The organism is Microcoleus sp. D3_18a_C4, from assembly GCF_036702415.1.
Taxonomy (GTDB): domain Bacteria; phylum Cyanobacteriota; class Cyanobacteriia; order Cyanobacteriales; family Microcoleaceae; genus Microcoleus.
This window is the reverse complement of sequence record NZ_JAUBTI010000115.1, coordinates 1-19,738: the sequence shown is the minus strand read 5'-3', so window position 1 is coordinate 19,738 and position 19,738 is coordinate 1. Positions and strand designations below refer to the sequence as shown.

28 protein-coding genes are annotated in these 19,738 nt (G+C 44.3%); 17 read left to right on the top strand and 11 right to left on the bottom strand.

What is annotated here, in order from left to right; translation table 11 throughout:
• Window positions 1-56 precede the first annotated feature (56 nt).
• From QUB16_RS28880 to QUB16_RS28860, 5 genes are all read right to left on the bottom strand, one after another.
• Complete coding sequence (locus QUB16_RS28880) at window positions 57-887, bottom strand: YheC/YheD family protein (protein ID WP_333321495.1); 831 nt, start codon at window positions 885-887, stop codon at window positions 57-59.
• Between the two features lie 187 nt (window positions 888-1,074).
• Entirely contained in the window at window positions 1,075-1,506 is a 432-nt protein-coding gene (locus QUB16_RS28875) for a DUF4279 domain-containing protein (protein WP_333321494.1), read from the bottom strand.
• 26 nt (window positions 1,507-1,532) lie between these two features.
• Window positions 1,533-1,772: a polymorphic toxin type 33 domain-containing protein gene (locus QUB16_RS28870; RefSeq protein WP_333103328.1), complete on the bottom strand. Its 240-nt coding sequence runs from the start codon at window positions 1,770-1,772 to the stop codon at window positions 1,533-1,535.
• A gap of 63 nt (window positions 1,773-1,835) precedes the next feature.
• Window positions 1,836-2,525, bottom strand: coding sequence for an ImmA/IrrE family metallo-endopeptidase (locus tag QUB16_RS28865; RefSeq protein ID WP_333321492.1), 690 nt, complete (start codon window positions 2,523-2,525; stop codon window positions 1,836-1,838).
• Window positions 2,526-2,540: 15 nt separating this feature from the next.
• Window positions 2,541-2,864 carry a helix-turn-helix domain-containing protein gene (locus QUB16_RS28860; protein WP_006634885.1) on the bottom strand — a complete coding sequence of 108 codons (324 nt, stop codon included), beginning with the start codon at window positions 2,862-2,864 and terminating at the stop codon, window positions 2,541-2,543.
• Between the two features lie 254 nt (window positions 2,865-3,118).
• Here QUB16_RS28860 and QUB16_RS28855 point away from each other — a divergent pair, with 254 nt between their 5' ends.
• From QUB16_RS28855 to QUB16_RS28820, 8 genes are all read left to right on the top strand, one after another.
• Window positions 3,119-3,385, top strand: a complete 267-nt coding sequence (locus QUB16_RS28855; RefSeq protein ID WP_006634886.1) for a hypothetical protein — start codon at window positions 3,119-3,121, stop codon at window positions 3,383-3,385.
• A 95-nt stretch (window positions 3,386-3,480) separates the two neighbouring features.
• The gene (locus tag QUB16_RS28850) at window positions 3,481-4,182 is read left to right on the top strand and encodes a hypothetical protein (protein ID WP_333321490.1); all 702 of its coding nucleotides are present in this window, start codon (window positions 3,481-3,483) and stop codon (window positions 4,180-4,182) included.
• 59 nt (window positions 4,183-4,241) lie between these two features.
• Window positions 4,242-4,610, top strand: coding sequence for a hypothetical protein (locus QUB16_RS28845; RefSeq protein ID WP_333321488.1), 369 nt, complete (start codon window positions 4,242-4,244; stop codon window positions 4,608-4,610).
• A 56-nt stretch (window positions 4,611-4,666) separates the two neighbouring features.
• Window positions 4,667-5,644: a hypothetical protein gene (locus tag QUB16_RS28840; RefSeq protein ID WP_333321486.1), complete on the top strand. Its 978-nt coding sequence runs from the start codon at window positions 4,667-4,669 to the stop codon at window positions 5,642-5,644.
• A 76-nt stretch (window positions 5,645-5,720) separates the two neighbouring features.
• Window positions 5,721-6,800, top strand: a complete 1,080-nt coding sequence (locus QUB16_RS28835) for a hypothetical protein (RefSeq protein WP_333321484.1) — start codon at window positions 5,721-5,723, stop codon at window positions 6,798-6,800.
• 146 nt (window positions 6,801-6,946) lie between these two features.
• Window positions 6,947-7,672, top strand: a complete 726-nt coding sequence (locus QUB16_RS28830; protein ID WP_333321482.1) for a DUF433 domain-containing protein — start codon at window positions 6,947-6,949, stop codon at window positions 7,670-7,672.
• A complete protein-coding gene (locus tag QUB16_RS28825; protein ID WP_333321480.1) occupies window positions 7,669-8,106 on the top strand; it encodes a PIN-like domain-containing protein in 438 nt (145 codons plus the stop codon). Before QUB16_RS28830 ends, QUB16_RS28825 begins: the two co-directional genes overlap by 4 nt.
• 196 nt (window positions 8,107-8,302) lie before the next feature.
• Window positions 8,303-8,584, top strand: coding sequence for a YiaA/YiaB family inner membrane protein (locus QUB16_RS28820; protein WP_172189332.1), 282 nt, complete (start codon window positions 8,303-8,305; stop codon window positions 8,582-8,584).
• Between the two features lie 419 nt (window positions 8,585-9,003).
• On the opposite strand, the gene QUB16_RS28815 is transcribed toward QUB16_RS28820, so the two are convergent.
• The 4 genes from QUB16_RS28815 to QUB16_RS28800 all read right to left on the bottom strand — a co-directional run bounded on the left by QUB16_RS28815 (window position 9,004) and on the right by QUB16_RS28800 (window position 11,445).
• The gene (locus tag QUB16_RS28815) at window positions 9,004-9,468 is read right to left on the bottom strand and encodes a ferredoxin (protein WP_333321478.1); all 465 of its coding nucleotides are present in this window, start codon (window positions 9,466-9,468) and stop codon (window positions 9,004-9,006) included.
• Window positions 9,469-9,545: 77 nt separating this feature from the next.
• Window positions 9,546-9,932, bottom strand: coding sequence for a DUF1257 domain-containing protein (locus tag QUB16_RS28810; protein ID WP_242716193.1), 387 nt, complete (start codon window positions 9,930-9,932; stop codon window positions 9,546-9,548).
• Window positions 9,933-9,972: 40 nt separating this feature from the next.
• Entirely contained in the window at window positions 9,973-10,182 is a 210-nt protein-coding gene (locus QUB16_RS28805; protein ID WP_015176940.1) for a DUF2997 domain-containing protein, read from the bottom strand.
• Between the two features lie 405 nt (window positions 10,183-10,587).
• Window positions 10,588-11,445 (bottom strand): ABC transporter permease, encoded by an 858-nt coding sequence (locus QUB16_RS28800; RefSeq protein WP_333321477.1) that lies wholly within the window; start codon window positions 11,443-11,445, stop codon window positions 10,588-10,590.
• Window positions 11,446-11,685: 240 nt separating this feature from the next.
• Between QUB16_RS28800 and QUB16_RS28795 the strand changes: the two genes are divergently transcribed.
• Both QUB16_RS28795 and QUB16_RS28790 read left to right on the top strand, forming a co-directional pair.
• On the top strand, window positions 11,686-13,014 hold the full coding sequence (locus tag QUB16_RS28795; protein ID WP_333321475.1) for a pitrilysin family protein: 1,329 nt from the start codon (window positions 11,686-11,688) through the stop codon (window positions 13,012-13,014).
• A 476-nt stretch (window positions 13,015-13,490) separates the two neighbouring features.
• On the top strand, window positions 13,491-14,519 hold the full coding sequence (locus QUB16_RS28790; protein ID WP_333321473.1) for a C39 family peptidase: 1,029 nt from the start codon (window positions 13,491-13,493) through the stop codon (window positions 14,517-14,519).
• A 448-nt stretch (window positions 14,520-14,967) separates the two neighbouring features.
• On the opposite strand, the gene nadC is transcribed toward QUB16_RS28790, so the two are convergent.
• Window positions 14,968-15,852 carry a carboxylating nicotinate-nucleotide diphosphorylase gene (gene nadC / locus QUB16_RS28785; RefSeq protein WP_333321471.1) on the bottom strand — a complete coding sequence of 295 codons (885 nt, stop codon included), beginning with the start codon at window positions 15,850-15,852 and terminating at the stop codon, window positions 14,968-14,970.
• A 192-nt stretch (window positions 15,853-16,044) separates the two neighbouring features.
• Between nadC and vapB the strand changes: the two genes are divergently transcribed.
• The 7 genes from vapB to QUB16_RS28750 all read left to right on the top strand — a co-directional run bounded on the left by vapB (window position 16,045) and on the right by QUB16_RS28750 (window position 19,214).
• Window positions 16,045-16,272: a type II toxin-antitoxin system VapB family antitoxin gene (gene vapB / locus QUB16_RS28780; RefSeq protein ID WP_333321469.1), complete on the top strand. Its 228-nt coding sequence runs from the start codon at window positions 16,045-16,047 to the stop codon at window positions 16,270-16,272.
• The gene (locus QUB16_RS28775; protein WP_333321467.1) at window positions 16,269-16,556 is read left to right on the top strand and encodes a PIN domain-containing protein; all 288 of its coding nucleotides are present in this window, start codon (window positions 16,269-16,271) and stop codon (window positions 16,554-16,556) included. The genes vapB and QUB16_RS28775 overlap by 4 nt, the downstream gene beginning before the upstream one ends.
• A gap of 119 nt (window positions 16,557-16,675) precedes the next feature.
• Window positions 16,676-17,314: a deoxynucleoside kinase gene (locus QUB16_RS28770; protein WP_333321464.1), complete on the top strand. Its 639-nt coding sequence runs from the start codon at window positions 16,676-16,678 to the stop codon at window positions 17,312-17,314.
• 40 nt (window positions 17,315-17,354) lie between these two features.
• A complete protein-coding gene (locus QUB16_RS28765) occupies window positions 17,355-18,185 on the top strand; it encodes a viperin family antiviral radical SAM protein (RefSeq protein ID WP_333321462.1) in 831 nt (276 codons plus the stop codon).
• Window positions 18,186-18,285: 100 nt separating this feature from the next.
• Complete coding sequence (locus QUB16_RS28760; RefSeq protein ID WP_333321460.1) at window positions 18,286-18,456, top strand: hypothetical protein; 171 nt, start codon at window positions 18,286-18,288, stop codon at window positions 18,454-18,456.
• An 87-nt stretch (window positions 18,457-18,543) separates the two neighbouring features.
• Window positions 18,544-18,804, top strand: a complete 261-nt coding sequence (locus QUB16_RS28755) for a hypothetical protein (RefSeq protein WP_333321458.1) — start codon at window positions 18,544-18,546, stop codon at window positions 18,802-18,804.
• Window positions 18,801-19,214: a PIN domain-containing protein gene (locus tag QUB16_RS28750; RefSeq protein ID WP_333321456.1), complete on the top strand. Its 414-nt coding sequence runs from the start codon at window positions 18,801-18,803 to the stop codon at window positions 19,212-19,214. The genes QUB16_RS28755 and QUB16_RS28750 overlap by 4 nt, the downstream gene beginning before the upstream one ends.
• Window positions 19,215-19,249: 35 nt before the next feature.
• Here the strand turns inward: QUB16_RS28750 and QUB16_RS28745 are convergent, their stop codons facing one another.
• Window positions 19,250-19,660 carry a transcriptional regulator gene (locus QUB16_RS28745; protein WP_333321454.1) on the bottom strand — a complete coding sequence of 137 codons (411 nt, stop codon included), beginning with the start codon at window positions 19,658-19,660 and terminating at the stop codon, window positions 19,250-19,252.
• Window positions 19,661-19,738: the final 78 nt, after the last annotated feature.

Here is a 19,738-nt window from a genome sequence, read left to right as displayed (position 1 = left end):
CCGTCCAAAAAGGACGGGCGGGACGCCCATCCCACAATAACAATTAAAATTGTAAGTTATTTAATTCGCGATCCTAAGATATCTTTAAACATCTTTACAGCAATTTGGCGATCGTTATCTCTGACAAAAATATCGTAATTGGGGCTTGAGTTAATTTCAATCAACCAATATGCTCCTTTTGTATCTAGCGCGATGTCAAGCCCCGCATAATTAATCGCAATTTCAGCAAAAACAGGTTTAACAAAATCTTCAATCTCAGAAATGAGAGTGGGGTTAATTATATGTTTAGCTTTTGCACCTTCCCAGTGCAGCGGGCTTAAATTCCCCGCAAATTTCGCCTGAGATTTGTCTTTCTCGTACAGCAAAACTAGCTTTTGTTTGCAGAATACAGCCCGATATTCGTGGGCAATTTCGATATATTCTTGAGCTAGCGCCACATAATCATAATCTTTGCTGTTGACGTTAAATATAATTTCTAGGGCTTCTTTAATTTGCTCTCTAGTTTCACACAAAAAAACATTGTTGCCACCAGCACCGCGATTTCTTTTGATAATCACCGGGAAAGCGAATTTTTTGTTCACTTCTAAAACTATTGATTCAATATCTGGGAAACTCAAATACTTTTTATACTTTTCCTCGCAGTGAGGCGAGACAAAACCGAGAGTTCTGGGAGTATTTATTTTGCCGTTTAATAGTTGATAAGTATATTCTTTGTCTTTAAAAATCTCTGCTACTGACGCGCTGTTAAATGGCGTCATGTAATTGACAAAATAATATTCTTCGCCGCCCTGTTTGAGTCTAATCAAGTTTTGAGAAGGATGCAGGATTTCATAAGATATCTTTAACTCTTGACAAGCTTCGAGAACGAGACTGATATTTGTCAGCATAATTTGAACAGTATAAATTTTTAGGACTTACGCGCCCTGACCTCAGAAACCCGGTTTCTTTGTCTATTTCTCCTGAGTAAATGCAAAACTCGTAGAAACCGGGTTTCTAGCCCCCATGCGTAAGCCCTGATTTTTTTCATTCACACTATACCACAGGAGGAAGCAATGAGCATAAATGGCGATCGCCTTACCTACTTACTGCTTTGTCCGATGTACTTTCTTCTGGCAAAACATAGAAATCAACATCGATTTCTGCATTCAGTTTAGCTGCCTGAGCGACAATATCTCGATCGAAATGTATGGCTGGTACACTGCCTCTTCGATAATAAATGACACAAGCAATCTCCGCAGCATAACACTTGCACAACTCAAGCAAAGGAACCCACCCGGGCTGAAGCTGTTCTAAAACCGAATTAATGTGTTCTTCTAAGTCAGCAGATTTTTCAATTTTAGAATACACGCTCCAACCATTTTCCTGATGCCGTCTAGTACCCCTAGGATTAATTAAGTCCCCTTTCCTCCAAGTTTCAGTTGGATTGATGCTTACCTTTACAGTCACTTCGTCTGGATCGCATTCCATTCCCGTCAACATAAAGTAAGAGTAAATTTCTGACTCCATCAGCCCGCTCCTCTTTGATTAATTAATTAAAAATCATTAATATTCAAATCCGTGAATTCACCGGCTCCAATACCACTCTTAGGTTTAACATAAATATTCCCTTCTGTGTCTTTGTAGAGGTCTCTTTTTGAAGCATTGCGTTTACCTTTGAGTAAATGAATGTTTTCACCCCCTCTCTGAAGCCTCTCGATTTCATCAATAGTCAGCAGCTTGTCTTGTCTCCAGTTTCGGTCTTCTTCACTATTCTCTAAATCTGTTTCCGTCATTCCTCACACCCCTAAAAAGTTGAGATTCGAGAATCTCTCTCAAATCTCAAATTCAATCAAATTCTATCCAAACAATCGCTGCTGCCCGTTTGCCGCATCTTTCCCGGCATAAATCTCGCGCGTTCCCTTGGGAATATAAATCCAATCGAATTCTTGCAAGCGGTTTGTTAAATTGGAAATGCTCACTCCCAACTCATCTCTCATTTTGTATAAATGCGACCACTTAGTTAAATCGCGTCCCTGTCTTTTTTCCTCCAAAATACACCGAGGCATCAACAAACAGCTTGCAAAATATTGCGCTTGCCATTCGATCGACAAAACCTTATTATCAGCACTCGCACCCCGACAAACAAACGGTTCCTCGACATCTTGGGCGGTTTTTCCTTGATTGCCTAAGTTTAATTCCAACTGTTCCACAGTGCCGTCTGCTTCGTCTTGATTGACGTGTAGCACCCAGTGGCCGATTTCGTGGGCGATCGTCGATTCGATGAAACCGGCCGGTTTTTCGAGAATCTGTTCGTTGATTTCGATTAACCGCTGCTGTGGCAAAATCCTTGCCGCGATCGCACCTTCTTCATCCGGCTCAATGCACTCCCAAACTACGCCCAAATCCAGAAAATCAGCAACCGTTGTCGCATCAAAAGGCCATCTCGGAGCAAAATTTTGCGTTTTCTGCATCTGCATCAAGATGTCATTTGCCAAACGCTCGATCGATTCTTTGGGATAGAAGCAATACGGCTTAAAAATACTCACTATGAGGGGCCTCTCTTACGCTTCAAAAGACTGTTTGAGCCAATCTGGATTTTCTTGCATCCGGCGGAAAAGAGCCTGCATTTCCTTCGGATTCTGCTTCAGCAGCGCTTCGTACTGCTGCGGCAGCCTCCCCGCCAAGAAAATCAATTCCTCTTCGTTTATGTCTAGATTCCGCGCTAATGCTCGGATTACCTCCTCTTTTGGCGCATAATCCGCTCGATCGTTCTCCAACTTCGACAAATAAGTAAAATCCACACTTAGCATAGCAGCTAGCTCACGTTGTGAGTAAGCTTTGTCCTTGCGAGCTTGACGGATCAGTCTTCCAAATGTTTGTTCCACGGTTTTTTGCCTCCTGACAAGCATTCTAGCCTGTTTTGATGAAAAGTTCAACAAAATACTTGACGGGAAAATCAACCCGCGCTACCATGAGATTAGTTGACGCTTTAATCAACCAACTAACCCTGACTGGTAGGGTTAAGGGTGCAAATTAGCCTAGCTCACACGCTACATATAGCGTCGTCAACTTCAGAGGAGTGAGAAGCGCTGGGCGTCAAAACGCTTGTACGCAGCAAATAAGGAGGAGCAGATCGCAAATGCTGAGAACCTGGACAGACACGCATTACAAGCTCGAAGACGATGACTGGCTATACATCGCCACCCACGAAGAACAAAGCTCAGCCTCACTGGTTTGTCCCGGCTACGCGCGGGATGGCGAAGGCTTCAGCATCCACTTCACCCCAGCGCACTTAGAAACGTTAGAGCATTTGCTCGCCGCGCTGCGGATTATCAAAGCTCAACAAGAGGCGATGCTTGAGTATACCTATCCCGAACCAAAAGCGACAACACATCTGATTAGGTAATCGAAGTTCTGCCACGAGCAATGTACGAGATTTAACGGATTACCAATTACCAATTCCCCGTAAAGCAGCAATAAAGAAATAAGGAAAAACGAACAATGACTAAAACACAAGAAAGACCTACATTTTCAGTATTTGGTGCCAAACCGAGCAATGCTTTGCTAGTACCAGAAATCCCGATCGCAGTACGTAACAATTGCCAAAGTGGCCAGTGGGCGATCGGCGATACAGATTACGGTTCCAAGTGTTCCATGACAATCCTCAAATTCTCCAAATTCTTCGGTTCCCTCGGTCAAACTTCCCACACACTGTGGGGTCAACTGTGGTTTGTCGCAGAAACCGGCGAACTGCCGCAAGGAGTTGTCATGGTGACCTACATCAAAAACCGCAGCTTGAACGATTTTAACCGTTTGGTAGCATCAGTTCAATCTCGCGGCGTAGAACCTGCAACCGGAATTTTTATTCCCGAATTTGTCAAACATTCCGGTCAGAAACCAGACGACAGCGGAGTAGTAAAACCGATCAACTACTACAGCTTGAAATGGTCTTGGAACGAGCGGAAAGATTGGGCGGTTATCGACCAAGCCGCAGCAGTTTTGTCAGATTCTAGCAATCAATCGCGGATGATTGACTTAGAAGGAACAAAAGCAATGGTGTGTTTAGATAACCTGCCGGCACAGCAAGTTGCCTGCTTGATGGCTGCTCACGCTGGCGGTGAAAGCGATGCTATTGCTTTGAATTCCAACGGCGCTATGTCGCTACCGCCAGCGGAAGACAAATCAACTGCTGACTTGTTCTAATTCTGTTGTAAAGGCGCGATTAAATCGCGCCTTTGCCATAATTGTTACAACAGAGTGAAATGAAGAAATTAACCAAGCTGAAAACCAAACCAAATCTGCAAGAAAGTCGTTTGAGAGAGAATCTTGAGCTGCTAGACCAAATTCGGACAGATGCAGTTAACGACATCGAAAGTCTCACCCAAGACTTCCAGCACATGACTTTAGTAGCCGAATCAGTCCAGCGGAATTACCGAGCTTTGTTAGCCGAAAATCAATTGCTAAAAGGCGCACTTTTGAGTATAATTGATGAGTGCGGCTGCTGGGAAGGAAATCGGTGCGATCGCTGCTGGAAACTTCTCAAAACTCTAGCCAGCGATAATCCAGAACAAAAACCCGACGCAGCCCGAAAATACCGCTCCATTCTCAGCCAACTCCGCAACTTAGAATAACTGAGAAAGTCTCACTCACAAGTCTCGAAAAGTTATAATCAGGAGAAGCAAACATTATGACAATAGCAACTGCCAAGGATAGCAAAGCCCAAATTTTGCAAAACTTTCAGCAGATTTTAGCCGACAAGAAAAAGATCGAATCCAAAGTCGAAACCAAAGAACAGTCAGCCGAAAAAGCCAAAAACAAACAACTCCTCGAAGTCGCTTCCACCTACACAATCGACAGCATCGTCAAAGGCTTGGCTGACTTGCAATTAGATTTCGGCAGCACCATCAGCGGACTTTCCGAAAAACTGAAGGCGGAATCTTCCAAATTAGACGAATTAAAACGCGCGATCGAAATAGAAGCCCAACAATTGCAAGAGTTGCAGCAAATCAGAGTTGTAGCAGATGCCCTCCACATTTTAACTCAAGAGCACCGAGAAAAATTGACCCTGCTGGAACAAAACGCTGCTAACCAACGCGAAATTCTCGAAAAAGACACGACCCAAAAACGCAAGCTTTGGGAAAAAGAACAGCAAGCTTTTGACATAGCAATTCAAGAAGAGATTGCACTAACAACAAAAGAACGCCAGCGGGAAACAGCAGACTATCACTACGAATTAGAACGCACCCGCAAAGTCGAAACTGACGAATACGAAGAAACAAAACGCAAACTAGAACGGGAATTGCAACAATCTACTCGCGAAAAAGAAAAAAATTGGGTAGAACGCGAACAAGTCCTGAGTGACAATCAAGCGGAGTTTGAAGAGAATCAAAGAAAAGCCGCCGGATTTGAGGAAGAACTCAAACAGGCTTATGTCAAAGCCAAAGAAGAAGCAATTCAAGAAGTTTCCCGCGAAGCTAAAGTCAAGGCAGATTTAGTGGAGAAAGAATGGGAAAGCACTAAGCAAGGATATGAATTGAAAGTGCAATCTCTACAGCAGACAATTGGGCGACAAACCGAACAAATTGCCGAAATTTCCGCGCAACTGCAAGCCACGATGAAGCAAGCGCAAGATTTGGCAATGAAAGCTTTTGCCAGCAAAGCTTAAAACGCAGTAGGGTGTGCAATGCCCACTTTACGAAAAAATGACAGAAATTTTCCACGCTATTAAGAAATGAAAAGTCATGAACAAAAAACTTAGCGACAAAAGCACCAAGGCTGAAATTCTAGAAGCGTACAAGGAAGCAGCGCAAGAAAAAGCGCAGTTAGAATCGCAAATCGAACAGCTAAATGCTTCCCAAAAGCAAACAGCAGCCCCAGAAAAACCTATTGTGGAGGCACAAAAACCAATGGCTTTAACTCAAAATCCACAAAAAATGCAGTCTACAATCGACAATTTGATTTTGCTGCAATTTGGCTTTGGTGGCGCTGTCAGCGAGTTGTCTGAAAAGTTAACTTCGGAAGCTGCTAAACTCGAAGAATTGCGGCGCACCGTGGGCGATGAAATTCAACAACTGCAAGAGTTGCACAGTTTAGAAGATGTTGCAGAAGATACGCTGGACAATTTAATTCAACAGTACGAAGAAAGCGCGAAAACTTTTGCTGGCGAACTCAGCGAACAGCGCGAAACAGTTGAACAGGAATTGTTGGAACGCCGGCAAGCTTGGGAAAAAGAGCAGGAACTGCAAAAGTTGGCCGTTAAAGAACGCCATGAGAATCATCAAAAAGCTCGCGATCGGGATGAAGAGTTGTATGATTATGATTTGAATCTTCAGCGAAATCTGGACATCGAAGAATACGAACAGCGCCAGAAAAGGCTGTATCAAGAAATCGAAGAGTTTCAGCAAGAACAGGAGAAACAGTGGGCGGAACGCGAAAAATCTATTTCGGAACGGGAAAAACTTTATGCTGAGGTGAAAGCTAAGGTAGAAGCTTTTCCGAAAGAACTGGAAGCTAATATCAAGAACGGGAAAGATAACGGCCGCAATATTGGCAATTATCAAGCGAAAGTTAAGGCTGATTTGTCTGCTAAAGACATCGAAGGGCAAAAGCAAAATTATGAACTGCAAATTCAAGGGATGTTGCAGACAATTCAAAATCAAGATGCGCGCCTTGCTAGCTTGTCGAAACAACTGGATTCTGCTTTGAAACAGGTTCAAGATTTGGCGGTGAAGGCGATTGAGGGAGCATCGAATTTGAGTTCTTTGCAAGCAGTGAGGGAAATTGCGATCGAACAAGCGAAGACTCAGCAGAAAAATAAGTAATCCGTAGCGTTTTTAGGAGCTAATTAGGTTGCTTTAGATACCCGATTTCTTGAAGAAGTCGGGTATCTGGGTATGGAAGGGAGAGATTTTTGCGATCGCCCGCGAACTGTGCAAAAATATAAGTATTTAGCATTAGGACAACTGCTATGCTTGATACTAACAACTTCGATCCGCGCGAGATTCCTATATATTCTATCCCTCAAGCAGCGCAATATCTCAGGCTGCCCAAGGATAGGTTGCGAGATTGGGTGGGTGGCTGGTTCTCGAAAACAAAAGCGGACAAGCGCTTCTTTGAGCCACTGATTAAGTTACCTCACCCCAACAATTTTGAACTGCTTCCCCAGTCCAAAACTACACTACTTTCTTTCACAAATTTGGTAGAGGCTCATGTCTTGATTGCCATTTTTAAGGCTACTGGATTCTCCCGAAAACAACTTAGCACTGAACTCGACTACATCAACGATCATCTTTCGACTCCTCAATTATACGGTGGAATTGAGTTTCAAACCGAGGGAATAGCTCTTTTATTTGAGAGATTCGGACAGAAGCTTGCAGCATCCGACAGGGAACAGGAAGCAAGACAGATTCTAAAAACTTATTTCGATCGCATTGTACGAGATGAAGCTGGATTACCCCTCAAACTCTACCCTTTCACGAAGCTACCAGGTGCCGACGAACCTAAAACAGTGATGATTGACCCCAGAATATCATTTGGCCGTCCAGTTTTAGCTGGAACTGGCATTCCCACAGCTATGCTGGCGGAACGTTACAAAGCTGGGGATTCCATCGATGAACTTGCTGAAGACTACAATTGCGATCGGCTCCAAATTGAGGAAGGTATTCGCTGCGAACTTCCGCTAGTAGCAGCATGAATGAGATATTTTTCATAGACAGATGTTTAGGAACGAAACTGGCAGATTCACTACGAAATGTGGGGGCTACAGTAGAAATTCACGACGATTATTTTGATCCAGATATGAAGGATGTGGATTGGCTGAAGATAGTTGGAAAGGACAATTGGGTGGTATTAACAAAGGACAAGAAAATCGCTACCCGTCCTTTGGAGTTATTAGCCGTGGCTCAAGGCAATGTACGGCTTTTTGCATTTGTGGACGGCGATGTTCCTGGAGTGGTAGTGGCACAAGCTTTTGTAAATGCCTTAGAAAATATGCAACGATTTATTCTGGGGAATCAAGCACCTTTCATCGCTAAGGTACACCAGTCGGGTTTGGTAAAGTCCTGCAAGAACCGAAAAGAACTTTTGAAAATGCTCCCTAAAACCACATCCCAAATCAATCTCCCTTAGTCCAGTTTCCCAACTGTCTACTCCCACCCAGTCTTCCTTGAGCCTTAAACCCTATCTACAGCGTTCTAATTTTTAGTCAAAAGCCCGATCGCACTGTTCACTTATCGAAACTGTCCCCTGCTCTCCTGACCGCTTCAGTCGCACTCTCTATGCTTTAAGTTAATCCACCAAAAGATATATTTGATTTAGAGGCACTATGCAGAAACAAATCATACGCCAAAAAGATACTAATGCTTGGATACTTCAGTGCTGGGTTTCTTTTATTGTTGCCCTTTCCGCAACTACTGTAGGTATCATTTATTTACAGGTAGATCCCTGGCAAAAAGCTTTTATGGGCATGGGTTTAACTTTTTCAGTCGGCTCGTCTTTTACTTTAGCAAAAACCATTCGCGATAACAACGAGGCAACAACATTAACTGCCAGAATCGACGAAGCTAGAGTTGAGAAAATTCTCGCTGAGCACCATCCTCTCAAATAAATTAACTATACAATGTATACAAAAAACAGCCCGCGCGGGCTGTTTTTGTTGTTTGAGCCACAGGTTTCAAGCTGCGGATGGCAATTGTGGATTTCAATGGCTACCGATACTTTTTTGCTAACATTTGCTAACAAATACATAAGTTGAGATCATATCTCAACCAAGGCGTATCAACCGATGCCCGTAGAAATTTCTACAAGCACTTATATTCTTGCCTTCAGCTTGGTTATCGCTTACAGCTCTTAGCCAATCTGATTATTTGCTTTGATAATGTAGAGGCAACTTATTTATATAGCGGTTGCGTACTACCAAGGTTTTTCACCTACATCTGAGTGGCTAAATTCATTCTATATGACATGAAGACAAGAAGGCAAATGTAAGTGATTGTTAGCAAATGTCAGAAAAAGTCTTACTGTTAATCAACCTTTGAACTTACGATCGCCCAACTTATTCTTTTGTCGCTGGCGAATACCGGCCTTAACTGTCGCCATATCCACCGGAAAACCAACGACAGGAATCACCTGATCCTTGCGTTCTTCTTCCAGATTCTTGAGTTCGGTGTAATCAACCCAGTGAATGCAATTCACCGGACAAGTGTCCATCGCCTCAGCAATCAACTCTTCAGAATCCCCGTCTTGTCGAACTACGCGCGATCGACCGTAATCCGGTTCAATGTAAAAAGTATTGCGAGCAACGTGAGCGCAGTGCTTGCAGCCAATACAGGTAATCTCATCAACATAGACACCTTTTTGGCGCAACACCCCGCCCAACTCCGGTTCCAAACCAGAGCGATCGGGCGCATCCCGCAAAAATCCCCCCAACTCCGGCTCTAAACCAGAGCGATCGATTGCTGTATCTATTCCGAGTCCAGAAAGCTCAGACATTTAGACCCCCACAATAGTAAATAAGTCCGCGCAGGCGGACTTTGATGAGACAAGATTGCAAAAATCTCGAAAAATTATTAAGCGCACCAGCGTTGCACCACCAAGCGGAGCGAACCGTCTTGATTTTGCTTTTGCTCAGAAATTTGGAAACCCTGCTTAGCGCTTTCATTCACCACAGTATGGTAAGCGTAGCGCTGAGTCACCTTATTCAGAAAACGGTCTACAGACCAAGCTTGCTGCCAAAACTGCAAGTCAGCCACCAATTCATACTCAGTCCCGTTCCAGCTAAAACCTACGTCGTAGCCGTTTTTTTGCTCAATCACGACCTCAGCGGTGCTGGTTAGGCCGCGATAGCCGCGCACCTCAGTTGGGCCCGACTTCCAGTCGATACCCAAGTCAGTTAAAGCAGCTTCCAAAGAATTCAAATTGCGGATCTGGGTTTTAATTTGGCTAAAGTGTGACATGGTGATTCCAAAAAAATTTAAGTGAACTCAACAAAAAAAATTACCAATCGCTAAAAGCCACTTGGGCTGTCGCTTCGGCTGACTGATGCAGCGCTTGCGTGAAATATTCAGATGTTGACTCTTGGTGAAGCACCACGCCGAGCTGAGCTTCAATTGCAGCCGTTACCTCAGCACAGGAAGCACCGACAATGCCGGTGACTGTTTCCTGTACGCGGCCATCTGGATAGATCACAAACTCTAGTGTTTCCATAATGCGGGCTGACTGAATAGGAATATTGAGAACAGACACCGACACCAGCAAGCCAGGGACGATGCCTCCTGAAGTAGCTTCTTGAGAGTTGGCTGACTGACAAAGCGCTATATCAATTTTGACTAATTGATAGGTTTTGAGTCACAACTTAACAGAAGTTATTAATAGGTAGAAGCAATACATCAGTTGTATGTAAAGTTTCGCGTAGATCGTGACAGCAGTCAAGTCGATCAATTTTAGATTTTAGATTTTAGATTTTAGATTTTAGAGGGAGGAGGAAGTTCGGCTGCGGTCGCAGTGTGCCGGATGCAAGGGATGTAACGGATGGATGTTGAGGTTCGAGGGTAGAAGGAGGATTTTTTCCACTCGGACACTCTCCCCCTCTCCTCATCTCCCACTTCCCCTCTAATTCCCTCTGGGGTCTAAAACGTCTCGCAGGCCATCCCCCAAAAGATTGAAACCCAGAACAGTCAAGGTAATCAGCAAACCTGGAAACAAAATAGTCCAAGGAGACGAAAGAGCGTATCCGCCCTTAAAAGCATCAGAAAGCATCGTCCCCAACTCAGGAACCGGCGGCTGTGCGCCCAAACCCAAAAAACCCAAACCGGCAGCTTCTAGTGTCGCCGTACCAGTCGAAAGAGTTGCTTGTACAACTAGAGGCGCGAGACTTCCCGGCAAAATGTGGCGAAAAATAATCCGCAAGTCGCTGGCGCCCAAGGCTTTGACAGCCAAAACAAATTCTTGTTCCCGCAGAGACAGCACCATACTGCGAGTTAAGCGGATGTAAATCGGAATTTGCACGAGGCTGACGGCGATAATTACGCTTTGCAGGCTCGGCCCGGTGACGGTAACAACGCCGATCGCCAGTAAAATCGAAGGAAAAGCTAACAAAATATCCGCCAAAGTGCCGATCGCAATTTCCAGAAACCCCCGAAAATACCCGGCCACCAGCCCCAAAAGCGCTCCCACAATTAAACCCGCACCCACAGAAACCAGGCTGACGAGTAAAGATATCCCCAATCCGTGCCACACCCGCACCAACAAATCTCGCCCCAAACTGTCGGTACCAAACCAATGTTTAGCGCTAGGAGCCACTAAGCGCGACAAATAATCTCGATCGACCGCCGAATCGTAAGGGGAAAGTAGGGGGGCCAACAGTGCCGAGATCGTCAGCGCTACAGTCAAAATTAAGCCGATTTTCCCCGAAGTCGATCGCCAAAATCGTTGAAAAGCTGCTTGTGGAAATACTAAGTTGTTATTCAATCTTCGATTTTCCATCTTTTGCTGTTACAAAAAAAACTGAGGACTTGGGCAACTATTAGGATAAATTAACGATCGCGATCGCAGAAATACGTTAACAGGACTTGCTCCAGGGAGACCAAAAACTCGGTGCGTGCATTACCGTCCATATCCCATTGCATTTTTCGGCCAAAATGTCCAATGCCTGAGCTCTTCCTTAAAGACCCTTTAAGATATAAAGAACAAGATAAATTTAAAAGCACAATGACATCCACCCTACTCAAAACCTCAGCCCGATCGCCCCTCAACGCCCCAACAATCCGCCATTTCCCCAACGGCCTCACCGTTATAGCCGAACACTTGCCGGTCGATGCTGTTAACCTCAGCGTGTGGCTCAATTTAGGCTCAGCCGTCGAACCAGACGACATTAACGGGATGGCTCACTTTTTAGAACACATGATTTTTAAGGGAACTCCGAGCATTCCCAGTGGCGAATTTGAGCGCGCGATCGAGCAGCGCGGCGCTGTCACCAATGCAGCCACCAGCCAAGATTACACTAACTATTACATCACCACAGCTCCTAAAGATTTTGCCGAACTAGCTCCTCTGCAAGTCGATGTGTTGCTCAACGCCAGCATTCCCGACGACGCCTTCGATCGCGAAAGGCTGGTAGTCTTAGAAGAAATTAGACGATCGGAAGACAATCCCCGCCGCCGCACCTATCAGCGATCGATGGAATTAGCGTTTGAAGTCCTGCCCTACAAGCGACCGGTACTCGGCCCGACTGCGGTAATCGAACAGTTGACAGCGCAACAAATGCGGGATTTCCACAGCAGCAGATATCACCCAGGGGCCATGACAGCCGTAGCTGTCGGCAATTTGCCAGTCGATCAACTAATAGAAATTGTCGCAGACAGTTTTGCAGCAAAAAGTACAGCACAAAACAACAAAATAAATGTGCCTGCTGTTGGCAACTTTCACCCTGAGCCCCAAATCCTGAACTACGGCCAAGAATCGCCCTTTACAGAAACAGTCCGCCGCGAATTTGTAGACTCTGCCCTTCAGCAAGCCCGACTGATCGTGATGTGGCGAGTGCCAGGTTTCATGGAAATGTCCGAAACTTATGCCCTGGACGTTTTGGCGACAATATTGGGTCACGGCCGCACAACTCGCTTGGTGCAGGATTTGCGCGAAGAAAAAGGGCTAGTGTCGTCAATTTCGGTCAGCAACATGACTCAGCGACTCGGCGGCGTATTCTCAATTTCCGCTCAACTAGCAACAGAAAACTTGGCAGCAGTGGAAGCAGCCATCGTCCAACACATCCGCACTCTCCAAACCGAACTGGTGACAGATGCTGAAATTTCCCGCATTCGCACCCAAGTAGCAAATCGGTTTATCTTTGGTAACGAAACTCCGAGCGATCGAGCAAGTTTGTACGGTTACTATCAGTCGATGGTAGGAGATATCGCTCCCGCCCTCAACTATGCCGCCTGCATCCAAGCTCAGACTGCCGAGGATCTCCGAGAAGCGGCCGTCAAATATCTGTCTCCCGACGCAATGGGTGTTGTGGTAATTCGGCCAGACGAAGCATAAATCGGACGATCGCCTCAACAGGGCAATTCTGCCATCGCTCTGCTTTTGAGGCATCCAACCGCATTCGGCATTCGGCAGAAAGAATGCCAACGCGCACGAGGGATTTTTAGTCAATAGTGCGTGAAATTCGATCGGCCCGCGCCTTGAAGGTTTTGTATCAAATAATTAATATGAAGCCTTTAAGGTTCGGGCGATCGGTAAAATTACCGTAATTTTATGAGACGATAAACTGGGAATTATTGACGAGCCAGCAATTTAGTCGAGGGAAACCGGATTGATCGTAATTCTAAAATCTAAAATCTAAAATTTAAAATCGATTGATCGGCAAAATTACCGTAATTTTATGAGACGATAAACTGGGAATTATTGACGAGCAAGCAATTTAGTCTAGGAAACCAGATTGATCGGCGATCGTAATTCTAAAATCTAAAATCTAAAATCTAAAATCTAAAATCGATTGACAGGGGCACGCAAGCATGAAATTACAAAACTTTCTCAACTCAAACATTAGGTACGATGTCAAAGCAATCGCTGCTAACGACGAACTCAGTGCCCAAATTCAAAGCCGCCTCATTGACCTGGGTTTACTGAAGCCTCCCGTAGACGGGGAATTTGGCCCTCTCTCTACTGCTGCACTCCACCGATTTCAAACTCTGATGAAGTGCGGCGAAGCTGGTTTTTTGGGAGCAGTCACAGCCAAAAAGCTAATCGAAACCAAACCAGGGGACATTATCACACCTCCCCTGATCCTGAAAACGCTTAGAGACACGATTTTGAAATCGAAACCGCTGGCATCTTCTCAACTTCAAGACTCGGAAAAACAAGTAATACCAGCCGGAAAAGAGTTTGAGATCCTGGCTTTTGCTCCGGCTCGCGGTCACATCAGAGTTGCTCTCCGCAACGAGTCTTTCAAAGGTTCAGGGGTTTGGTATGTTTTCGGAGGGCACGCTCAAATTACTCAAGACGGCGTTCTGTTTTTTCCCAAACCGAATCCCCCAACTGTCAGGCTTGGCATTCCTTATCGATCGCAAATGGATAACTTCAACAATCCTACAGGTTCTTGCAATGTAACTTCATTAGCGATGTGTATGGACTTTTTGAAGGTGCCGCGGCGCAAACAAACCGGGCAATATGAAGACGAACTTTACGAATATGCGATCGCCAAAGGTTACAGTCGCTGGGACCCCTACGATTTAGCAAAGATTGTTAGAGATTACGGCGCTCAAGATTTCTTTACCGAGAATGCAACTATTGATGACGTTCAAGATTGGCTAGCCAGCGGAAATCCCGCTGTCATCCACGGATACTTCACGTCTTTCGGTCACATTATAGTTGCCGCAGGCTACGACAGCGAGGGATTCTTCGTCCACGATCCCTATGGCGAGTGGTTCCGAACTGGCTACGATACAAGTGTCAGCGGTGCTTACTTGCACTATACTTACCGCTTAATCCGCAGCCTCTGTATACCTGACGGGAATTTTTGGGTTCATTTTATCTCGAAGTAGTAATTTTTTAGTAGTTAGTGGTTATTGGTTATTGGTTATTCGTAATAACTAACCAATAGTTGACAGTTGACTCTCACCAAGGTCGGACACGGCCTGGGAGCATCTCAGTTTTGTAAAAAGCATTTTTTTTATTGTAGTGCGAGCGTCCCCGCTCGCGTATTGTACAATACGCGAGCGGGGACGCTCGCACTGTAAATGCAAAACTGAGATGCTCCCCACGGCATTGCCCATTGGTATCAACTTCAGCCGAAATATCGATCGGGCCCCAAATACCGCCAGGGGTTTAAACCCCTGGCTCATAGCGAAAGTCCTCTAAAAGAGGACTGAATAATTCATTAGACTTCTCTCGAAATTAGATTTTAGCTTAGGCTTGACTTGGGTTTCAAGTTCTTTTTTGGAGATGTCTATTAGTCCTCTGAAGCGAGGACTTCAGCTTTGAGGCAGGGGTTTAAACCCCTGCCGGACTGCGGGTATTACTATTAATTTTCATACTCAAATCCAGCCAAGTCGATCGCGTAATCGGAGCACTGGTAGAAATATAGTCAACTCCGGTTTCGGCTACACTTCTAATTGTTTCTAAAGTAACATTGCCGGAAGCTTCAATTTTTACCCGATCGCTCTTTTGGCGAATTATTGCAACTGCCTGCTGCATCAAATCACAGGACATATTATCTAACATGATAATATCGGCTTTGTGCTGCAAAGCTGTTTCTACTTCGGCGAGAGTTTCGGTTTCGACTTCGATCGTCAGCGGATAGGGGATAGAATTGCGAATTAGGGCGATCGCCTCTGCAATTCCTCCAGCCGCCGCAATGTGATTGTCTTTAATCATCACGGCGTCATCTAATCCCATCCGGTGATTACAAGCACCGCCGACTTGAGTTGCGTATTTTTCCAACAATCTCAATCCGGGCGTTGTCTTGCGAGTATCCACTAATTGCACGGGCAAATCGGCAATTTTGTCAACATATTTCTGAGTTAAAGTAGCGATGCCGCTCAAACGCATTGCCAAGTTTAATGCCACTCTTTCTCCGGTTAGCAGCGCATCGAAATTGCCGGAAATTTCGGCAATTACTTCTCCTTTCTCGCACAATTTCCCTTCCGGTACTTGGGGGATGAAACTGAGGCTGCTCTCTAAAAGTTTAAATGTGCGATCGGCAATTGGCAATCCGGCAATGACTCCAGCTTCTTTGACTATCCATTTAGCAGTACCCTGGATGCTGTTTGCGGGAAATAAGGCCGATGTTGTGCGATCGCCCCTACCGATATCTTCTAGTAGCCAGTTGTGCAATAGGGAGTCTAAAACTATCCAAGGCGGTAATATTGCTGTCATGTTTTTGTTGGTTGTTATATCAAGATGATATCTACTAGGAAGAATAGTCGATCGGGTAATTTTCGGCAAGTTGCAAGATAGTGATGGTGTGAGTGCGATTTTGGGTGATCGGGCTAGATGATGGGCTATTCTGTTGCTGACATTGGGTTTTGGTGCTTTAATAGAGTAGATGGGCGATCGCGAGAAGAAACCATGATACAGCCAGTCATTTTAGAAAAATTAGCAAAACTCCCTGAGTCTCTTCAGACAGAAGTGCTTCATTATATTGAGTTTTTGATCGAAAAGCAGGCTAAAAACTTAAGTCAAGAAAAGCTGACAAAGAAGCGTCGAATTGCCGGAACAATGAAAGGAATGTTTGTTTTACCGCTACCTGATGACTTTGATAAGCCGCTTGAGGATATGAAGGAATACATGGAATGAATAGATTACTATTGGAGACTCATGCTTTGATCTGGTTTGTATCCCATGATCCAAATCTGCCAGTGTCAACTAGAGACAAGATTGAATCTGCAGACGATGTTTTCTTGAGCATTGCAAGTCTTTGGGAGATGGCAATTAAACTCAATATTGGAAAACTCCCCTTACAGGGCAATTTTGAAGAGATTGAACCTCAACTTATTGCTGCGGGTATAACGATTCTTCCTGTTACATTTAGTGCAATATTCAGTAGAAGTACGGATTTACATATTCTCGGAAAAGGATGATAGTTATGGAAGGTTAATCGGACAGCCGAGGGCAGTCTGAGGCTAAACTGTCACCAGAATAGTGGTGCTAATGCAGTGAAATTTCACATCTTATTTCACATCTTACAGTATCTAACGTTATGAAGCAGTTTCCTTTTGTGGTATTTGAAGGATTAGATGGCGCTGGTAAAACTACTCTGGCAGAGCTGTTTGCCAAGCGTCACAGTTTTTCTTATTACACTAGCATACCGCCTGAGTTAATTTCTATAAGAAAGCAAATAGCTGCCACTCATTCCCCAATTAGCACATTTCATTTTTATAGTCTGTGCAACATTATGCGTAACCATGAGTACGCATTACAGTTGAATGATTCAGGAGTTGTGGCTGACAGATATATATTTTCTACTTTCGCTTATCACAGTTTACTGATGCAGCAGGATTTATCCTATCATTTTCGCCTTTTGCAATCAGAACAAAAATTTTTATTACCTGATGTTGTTGTTTATGTGACAGCATCTCAACCCGTAATTAACCAGCGCATTGCCAATCGAAGCCAGGAAGTACCTATCCAATGGTATGGGGATAAAGTTTCTCTTGAATACAACGTTTCTGAATCATACAAGCGCATATTTGCCCTAGTTGATATTCCTATTTTGCAGATTGATACGACAAATTCCGACCCTGAGCAGGCTTATTCTATTTTGTGTCATGAACTAGACAGAATTAGCAAAACTACACCCGTTCTGGGGTCTATTGAGTTTTCGGCATCGACTAACTAACTATAAGTTTTCCCTTACTTAAGCAATATAAATTATTACTATGCGACCAATATCTGTAAATTTTCATCTGTGGAAACCATGCAATTACCATTGCAGATTTTGCTTTGCCACCTTTCGTGATGTTCAAGGATATTTAACTTTCAGCGATGCCACACGTCTTCTTTTATTATTGCGCGAGGCCGGGACGGAAAAAATTAACTTTGCTGGAGGAGAACCGACACTACACCCATACCTTGGTGAACTTTTATCCGAGTCGCGTCGTTTGGGATTTGTAACAAGTATTGTTAGCAATGGTGCGCGAATAGCTGAATTATTAGAAAAGCACAGTGGTAATATTGATTGGGTCGCTTTGTCGGTAGATTCTGCTTCAGAAGTAATTCAAAAAAAATTAGGGCGGGGTAATGGAGATCATGTACAGCGTTCTATAGCTTTGTTTGATGAGCTACACAGATACACTATCCATGTCAAACTCAATACAGTAGTTACTCGCCTTAACTTCCAAGAAGATATGTCAGAGTTTGTACGGCGGGTGCGCCCAGAGCGGTGGAAAGTCTTTCAAGTGCTGCCAGTAGACGGTCAAAATGATGGTAGTGTTGAAGAACTGCTAATTTCGACACAGCAGTTTCAAGAATTTGTGGAACGACACCAAGCCTTGTTAGGGGAGAACTTCCGACCTGTTGTAGAGACAAACGACTTGATGAGAGATTCCTATGTAATGATCAATCCACAAGGGCAGTTTTACAACACTACAACGGGGCGTCATTTGTACAGTTCATCAATTTTGGAAGTGGGTGTAGATGCTGCCCTAGCCCAAGTAGGTTGGAATGTGGATAATTTTTTGGCTCGTGGTGGTATCTACGCTTGGGAGTAGTCAAAGTAAATAGGCAGAAAGCAATCAAGTCAATTCAATTACGAGTCTTATTGGTAGCCGTCGCCCCTGTTACAATATAGTTAGTGAATCAGGTTTCGTAATGAAGTACCCACTACATACAATTTCCCAACCAGTCTCAGGTAGCGAAGTTCAAAAACTTGCTCATGCCCTTAAGACTGGTGGTTATGTTGCAAATGAAGCTGCTTTAGCTTTAGCTAAACGGATTGCCGCTCGTCGCCATCGTCGGACAACTGCCAATGCCGCCCAGTAGCAAGTTTGCAGGAGTTAATTTTTTTAATTTGCCTATCAAACATTTGACCTCCAATTAAAATAAAGACGACTGAAAGAGGCAACTATTATGACTATTCGTGAGATCGCGATCGCCAAATTGCAGCAACTTCCAGAATCATTCTTGCCAGAAGTCAGCGAGTTCATCGACTTTGTGATGCACAAGCACCAATATAGAATAGCTGATGCCAAAATCCCAGACGATATTGCTAAAGCTTGGGCACAATGGTTCGAGGAGGTCGATCGCTTGGAAGTAACGACTAATGAGCCTGAGAGCGAATATCAGCAACTCCTACTCAACAAGTATCGGCAACAAGGTTTAGAGCTATGATCCTATGCGATGCAGGAGTTTTACTTTGTCTGGTCGATCGTACCCAGCCTCAGCACGTGGCTTACCAAAATGCGGTTATGCCCTTAGCAAAGCCTCTCCTTACAACCTGGTCATGTCTGACAGAAGCCATGTATCTTGCTCTTCATCGAGGCGGATGGATGATGCAAAAACATTTGGGTCAACTTCTTTTAGATAAAATGCTGACAATTTACGAGATTCAGGAAGGTGACTACAGCCGTTTATTGGAACTGATGGAACAGTATCGTGATCGACCAATGGATTTAGCTGATGCCACCCTAGTTTTGACTGCTGAAAAAACAGGGTATCGTCAAATTCTTACTCTCGATTCTGACTTCTTATTTTATCGTATTGGCAATCGCGATAACTTTGACATCATTCAAGTTCGCTAACAACCTTATTATCATGCAAACCAAAACGATCGCGATTAAAGAAACAAACTAATATCCACGTGGAAAAAATCGGCTAACTTCGTGGCTTCATCTATTTCGATCGCCCTTCCACTAACAAAAACTTTCTCAACCTCAGTTTCCGTTCCCAAAACAGGAATCAAATCAGATTTGTCCAAATCTCTCGCATCCATTAAATGTTGCAACATTGAAGCAGCATTTCCTGCAGTAATCGGATAATTTTCAGATTCAAATTTTTCAATCAGCGTTATCAAAAGCTCCAGAAATAGCTCTTCCTCCAGCGATCGCATAGGGCGGTGTTCCAGTTCGCAAGCGAGAGCGATCGCGGCCTCGTTTTCTGCTTCATTTGCGATCGGTTTTGGTTGATACTGAACAAGTAAATCTGTATAAGATTTTGCATCAAAAGTACGGATCATTTTTACACTCATCCTTAGGATCGCGAATTAAATAACTTACAATTTTAATTGTTATTGTGGGATGGGCGTCCCGCCCGTCCAAAAAGGACG

Coding starts and splice junctions, on each gene's coding strand:
- QUB16_RS28880 (WP_333321495.1), bottom strand. CDS start 887: ATGCTGACAAATATCAGTCTCGTTCTCGAAGCTTGTCAAGAGTTAAAG.
- QUB16_RS28875 (WP_333321494.1), bottom strand. CDS start 1,506: ATGGAGTCAGAAATTTACTCTTACTTTATGTTGACGGGAATGGAATGC.
- QUB16_RS28870 (WP_333103328.1), bottom strand. CDS start 1,772: ATGACGGAAACAGATTTAGAGAATAGTGAAGAAGACCGAAACTGGAGA.
- QUB16_RS28855 (WP_006634886.1), top strand. CDS start 3,119: ATGCTGAGAACCTGGACAGACACGCATTACAAGCTCGAAGACGATGAC.
- QUB16_RS28850 (WP_333321490.1), top strand. CDS start 3,481: ATGACTAAAACACAAGAAAGACCTACATTTTCAGTATTTGGTGCCAAA.
- QUB16_RS28845 (WP_333321488.1), top strand. CDS start 4,242: ATGAAGAAATTAACCAAGCTGAAAACCAAACCAAATCTGCAAGAAAGT.
- QUB16_RS28840 (WP_333321486.1), top strand. CDS start 4,667: ATGACAATAGCAACTGCCAAGGATAGCAAAGCCCAAATTTTGCAAAAC.
- QUB16_RS28835 (WP_333321484.1), top strand. CDS start 5,721: ATGAACAAAAAACTTAGCGACAAAAGCACCAAGGCTGAAATTCTAGAA.
- QUB16_RS28830 (WP_333321482.1), top strand. CDS start 6,947: ATGCTTGATACTAACAACTTCGATCCGCGCGAGATTCCTATATATTCT.
- QUB16_RS28825 (WP_333321480.1), top strand. CDS start 7,669: ATGAATGAGATATTTTTCATAGACAGATGTTTAGGAACGAAACTGGCA.
- QUB16_RS28820 (WP_172189332.1), top strand. CDS start 8,303: ATGCAGAAACAAATCATACGCCAAAAAGATACTAATGCTTGGATACTT.
- QUB16_RS28815 (WP_333321478.1), bottom strand. CDS start 9,468: ATGTCTGAGCTTTCTGGACTCGGAATAGATACAGCAATCGATCGCTCT.
- QUB16_RS28810 (WP_242716193.1), bottom strand. CDS start 9,932: ATGTCACACTTTAGCCAAATTAAAACCCAGATCCGCAATTTGAATTCT.
- QUB16_RS28805 (WP_015176940.1), bottom strand. CDS start 10,182: ATGGAAACACTAGAGTTTGTGATCTATCCAGATGGCCGCGTACAGGAA.
- QUB16_RS28795 (WP_333321475.1), top strand. CDS start 11,686: ATGACATCCACCCTACTCAAAACCTCAGCCCGATCGCCCCTCAACGCC.
- QUB16_RS28790 (WP_333321473.1), top strand. CDS start 13,491: ATGAAATTACAAAACTTTCTCAACTCAAACATTAGGTACGATGTCAAA.
- nadC (WP_333321471.1), bottom strand. CDS start 15,852: ATGACAGCAATATTACCGCCTTGGATAGTTTTAGACTCCCTATTGCAC.
- vapB (WP_333321469.1), top strand. CDS start 16,045: ATGATACAGCCAGTCATTTTAGAAAAATTAGCAAAACTCCCTGAGTCT.
- QUB16_RS28775 (WP_333321467.1), top strand. CDS start 16,269: ATGAATAGATTACTATTGGAGACTCATGCTTTGATCTGGTTTGTATCC.
- QUB16_RS28770 (WP_333321464.1), top strand. CDS start 16,676: ATGAAGCAGTTTCCTTTTGTGGTATTTGAAGGATTAGATGGCGCTGGT.
- QUB16_RS28765 (WP_333321462.1), top strand. CDS start 17,355: ATGCGACCAATATCTGTAAATTTTCATCTGTGGAAACCATGCAATTAC.
- QUB16_RS28760 (WP_333321460.1), top strand. CDS start 18,286: ATGAAGTACCCACTACATACAATTTCCCAACCAGTCTCAGGTAGCGAA.
- QUB16_RS28755 (WP_333321458.1), top strand. CDS start 18,544: ATGACTATTCGTGAGATCGCGATCGCCAAATTGCAGCAACTTCCAGAA.
- QUB16_RS28750 (WP_333321456.1), top strand. CDS start 18,801: ATGATCCTATGCGATGCAGGAGTTTTACTTTGTCTGGTCGATCGTACC.
- QUB16_RS28745 (WP_333321454.1), bottom strand. CDS start 19,660: ATGAGTGTAAAAATGATCCGTACTTTTGATGCAAAATCTTATACAGAT.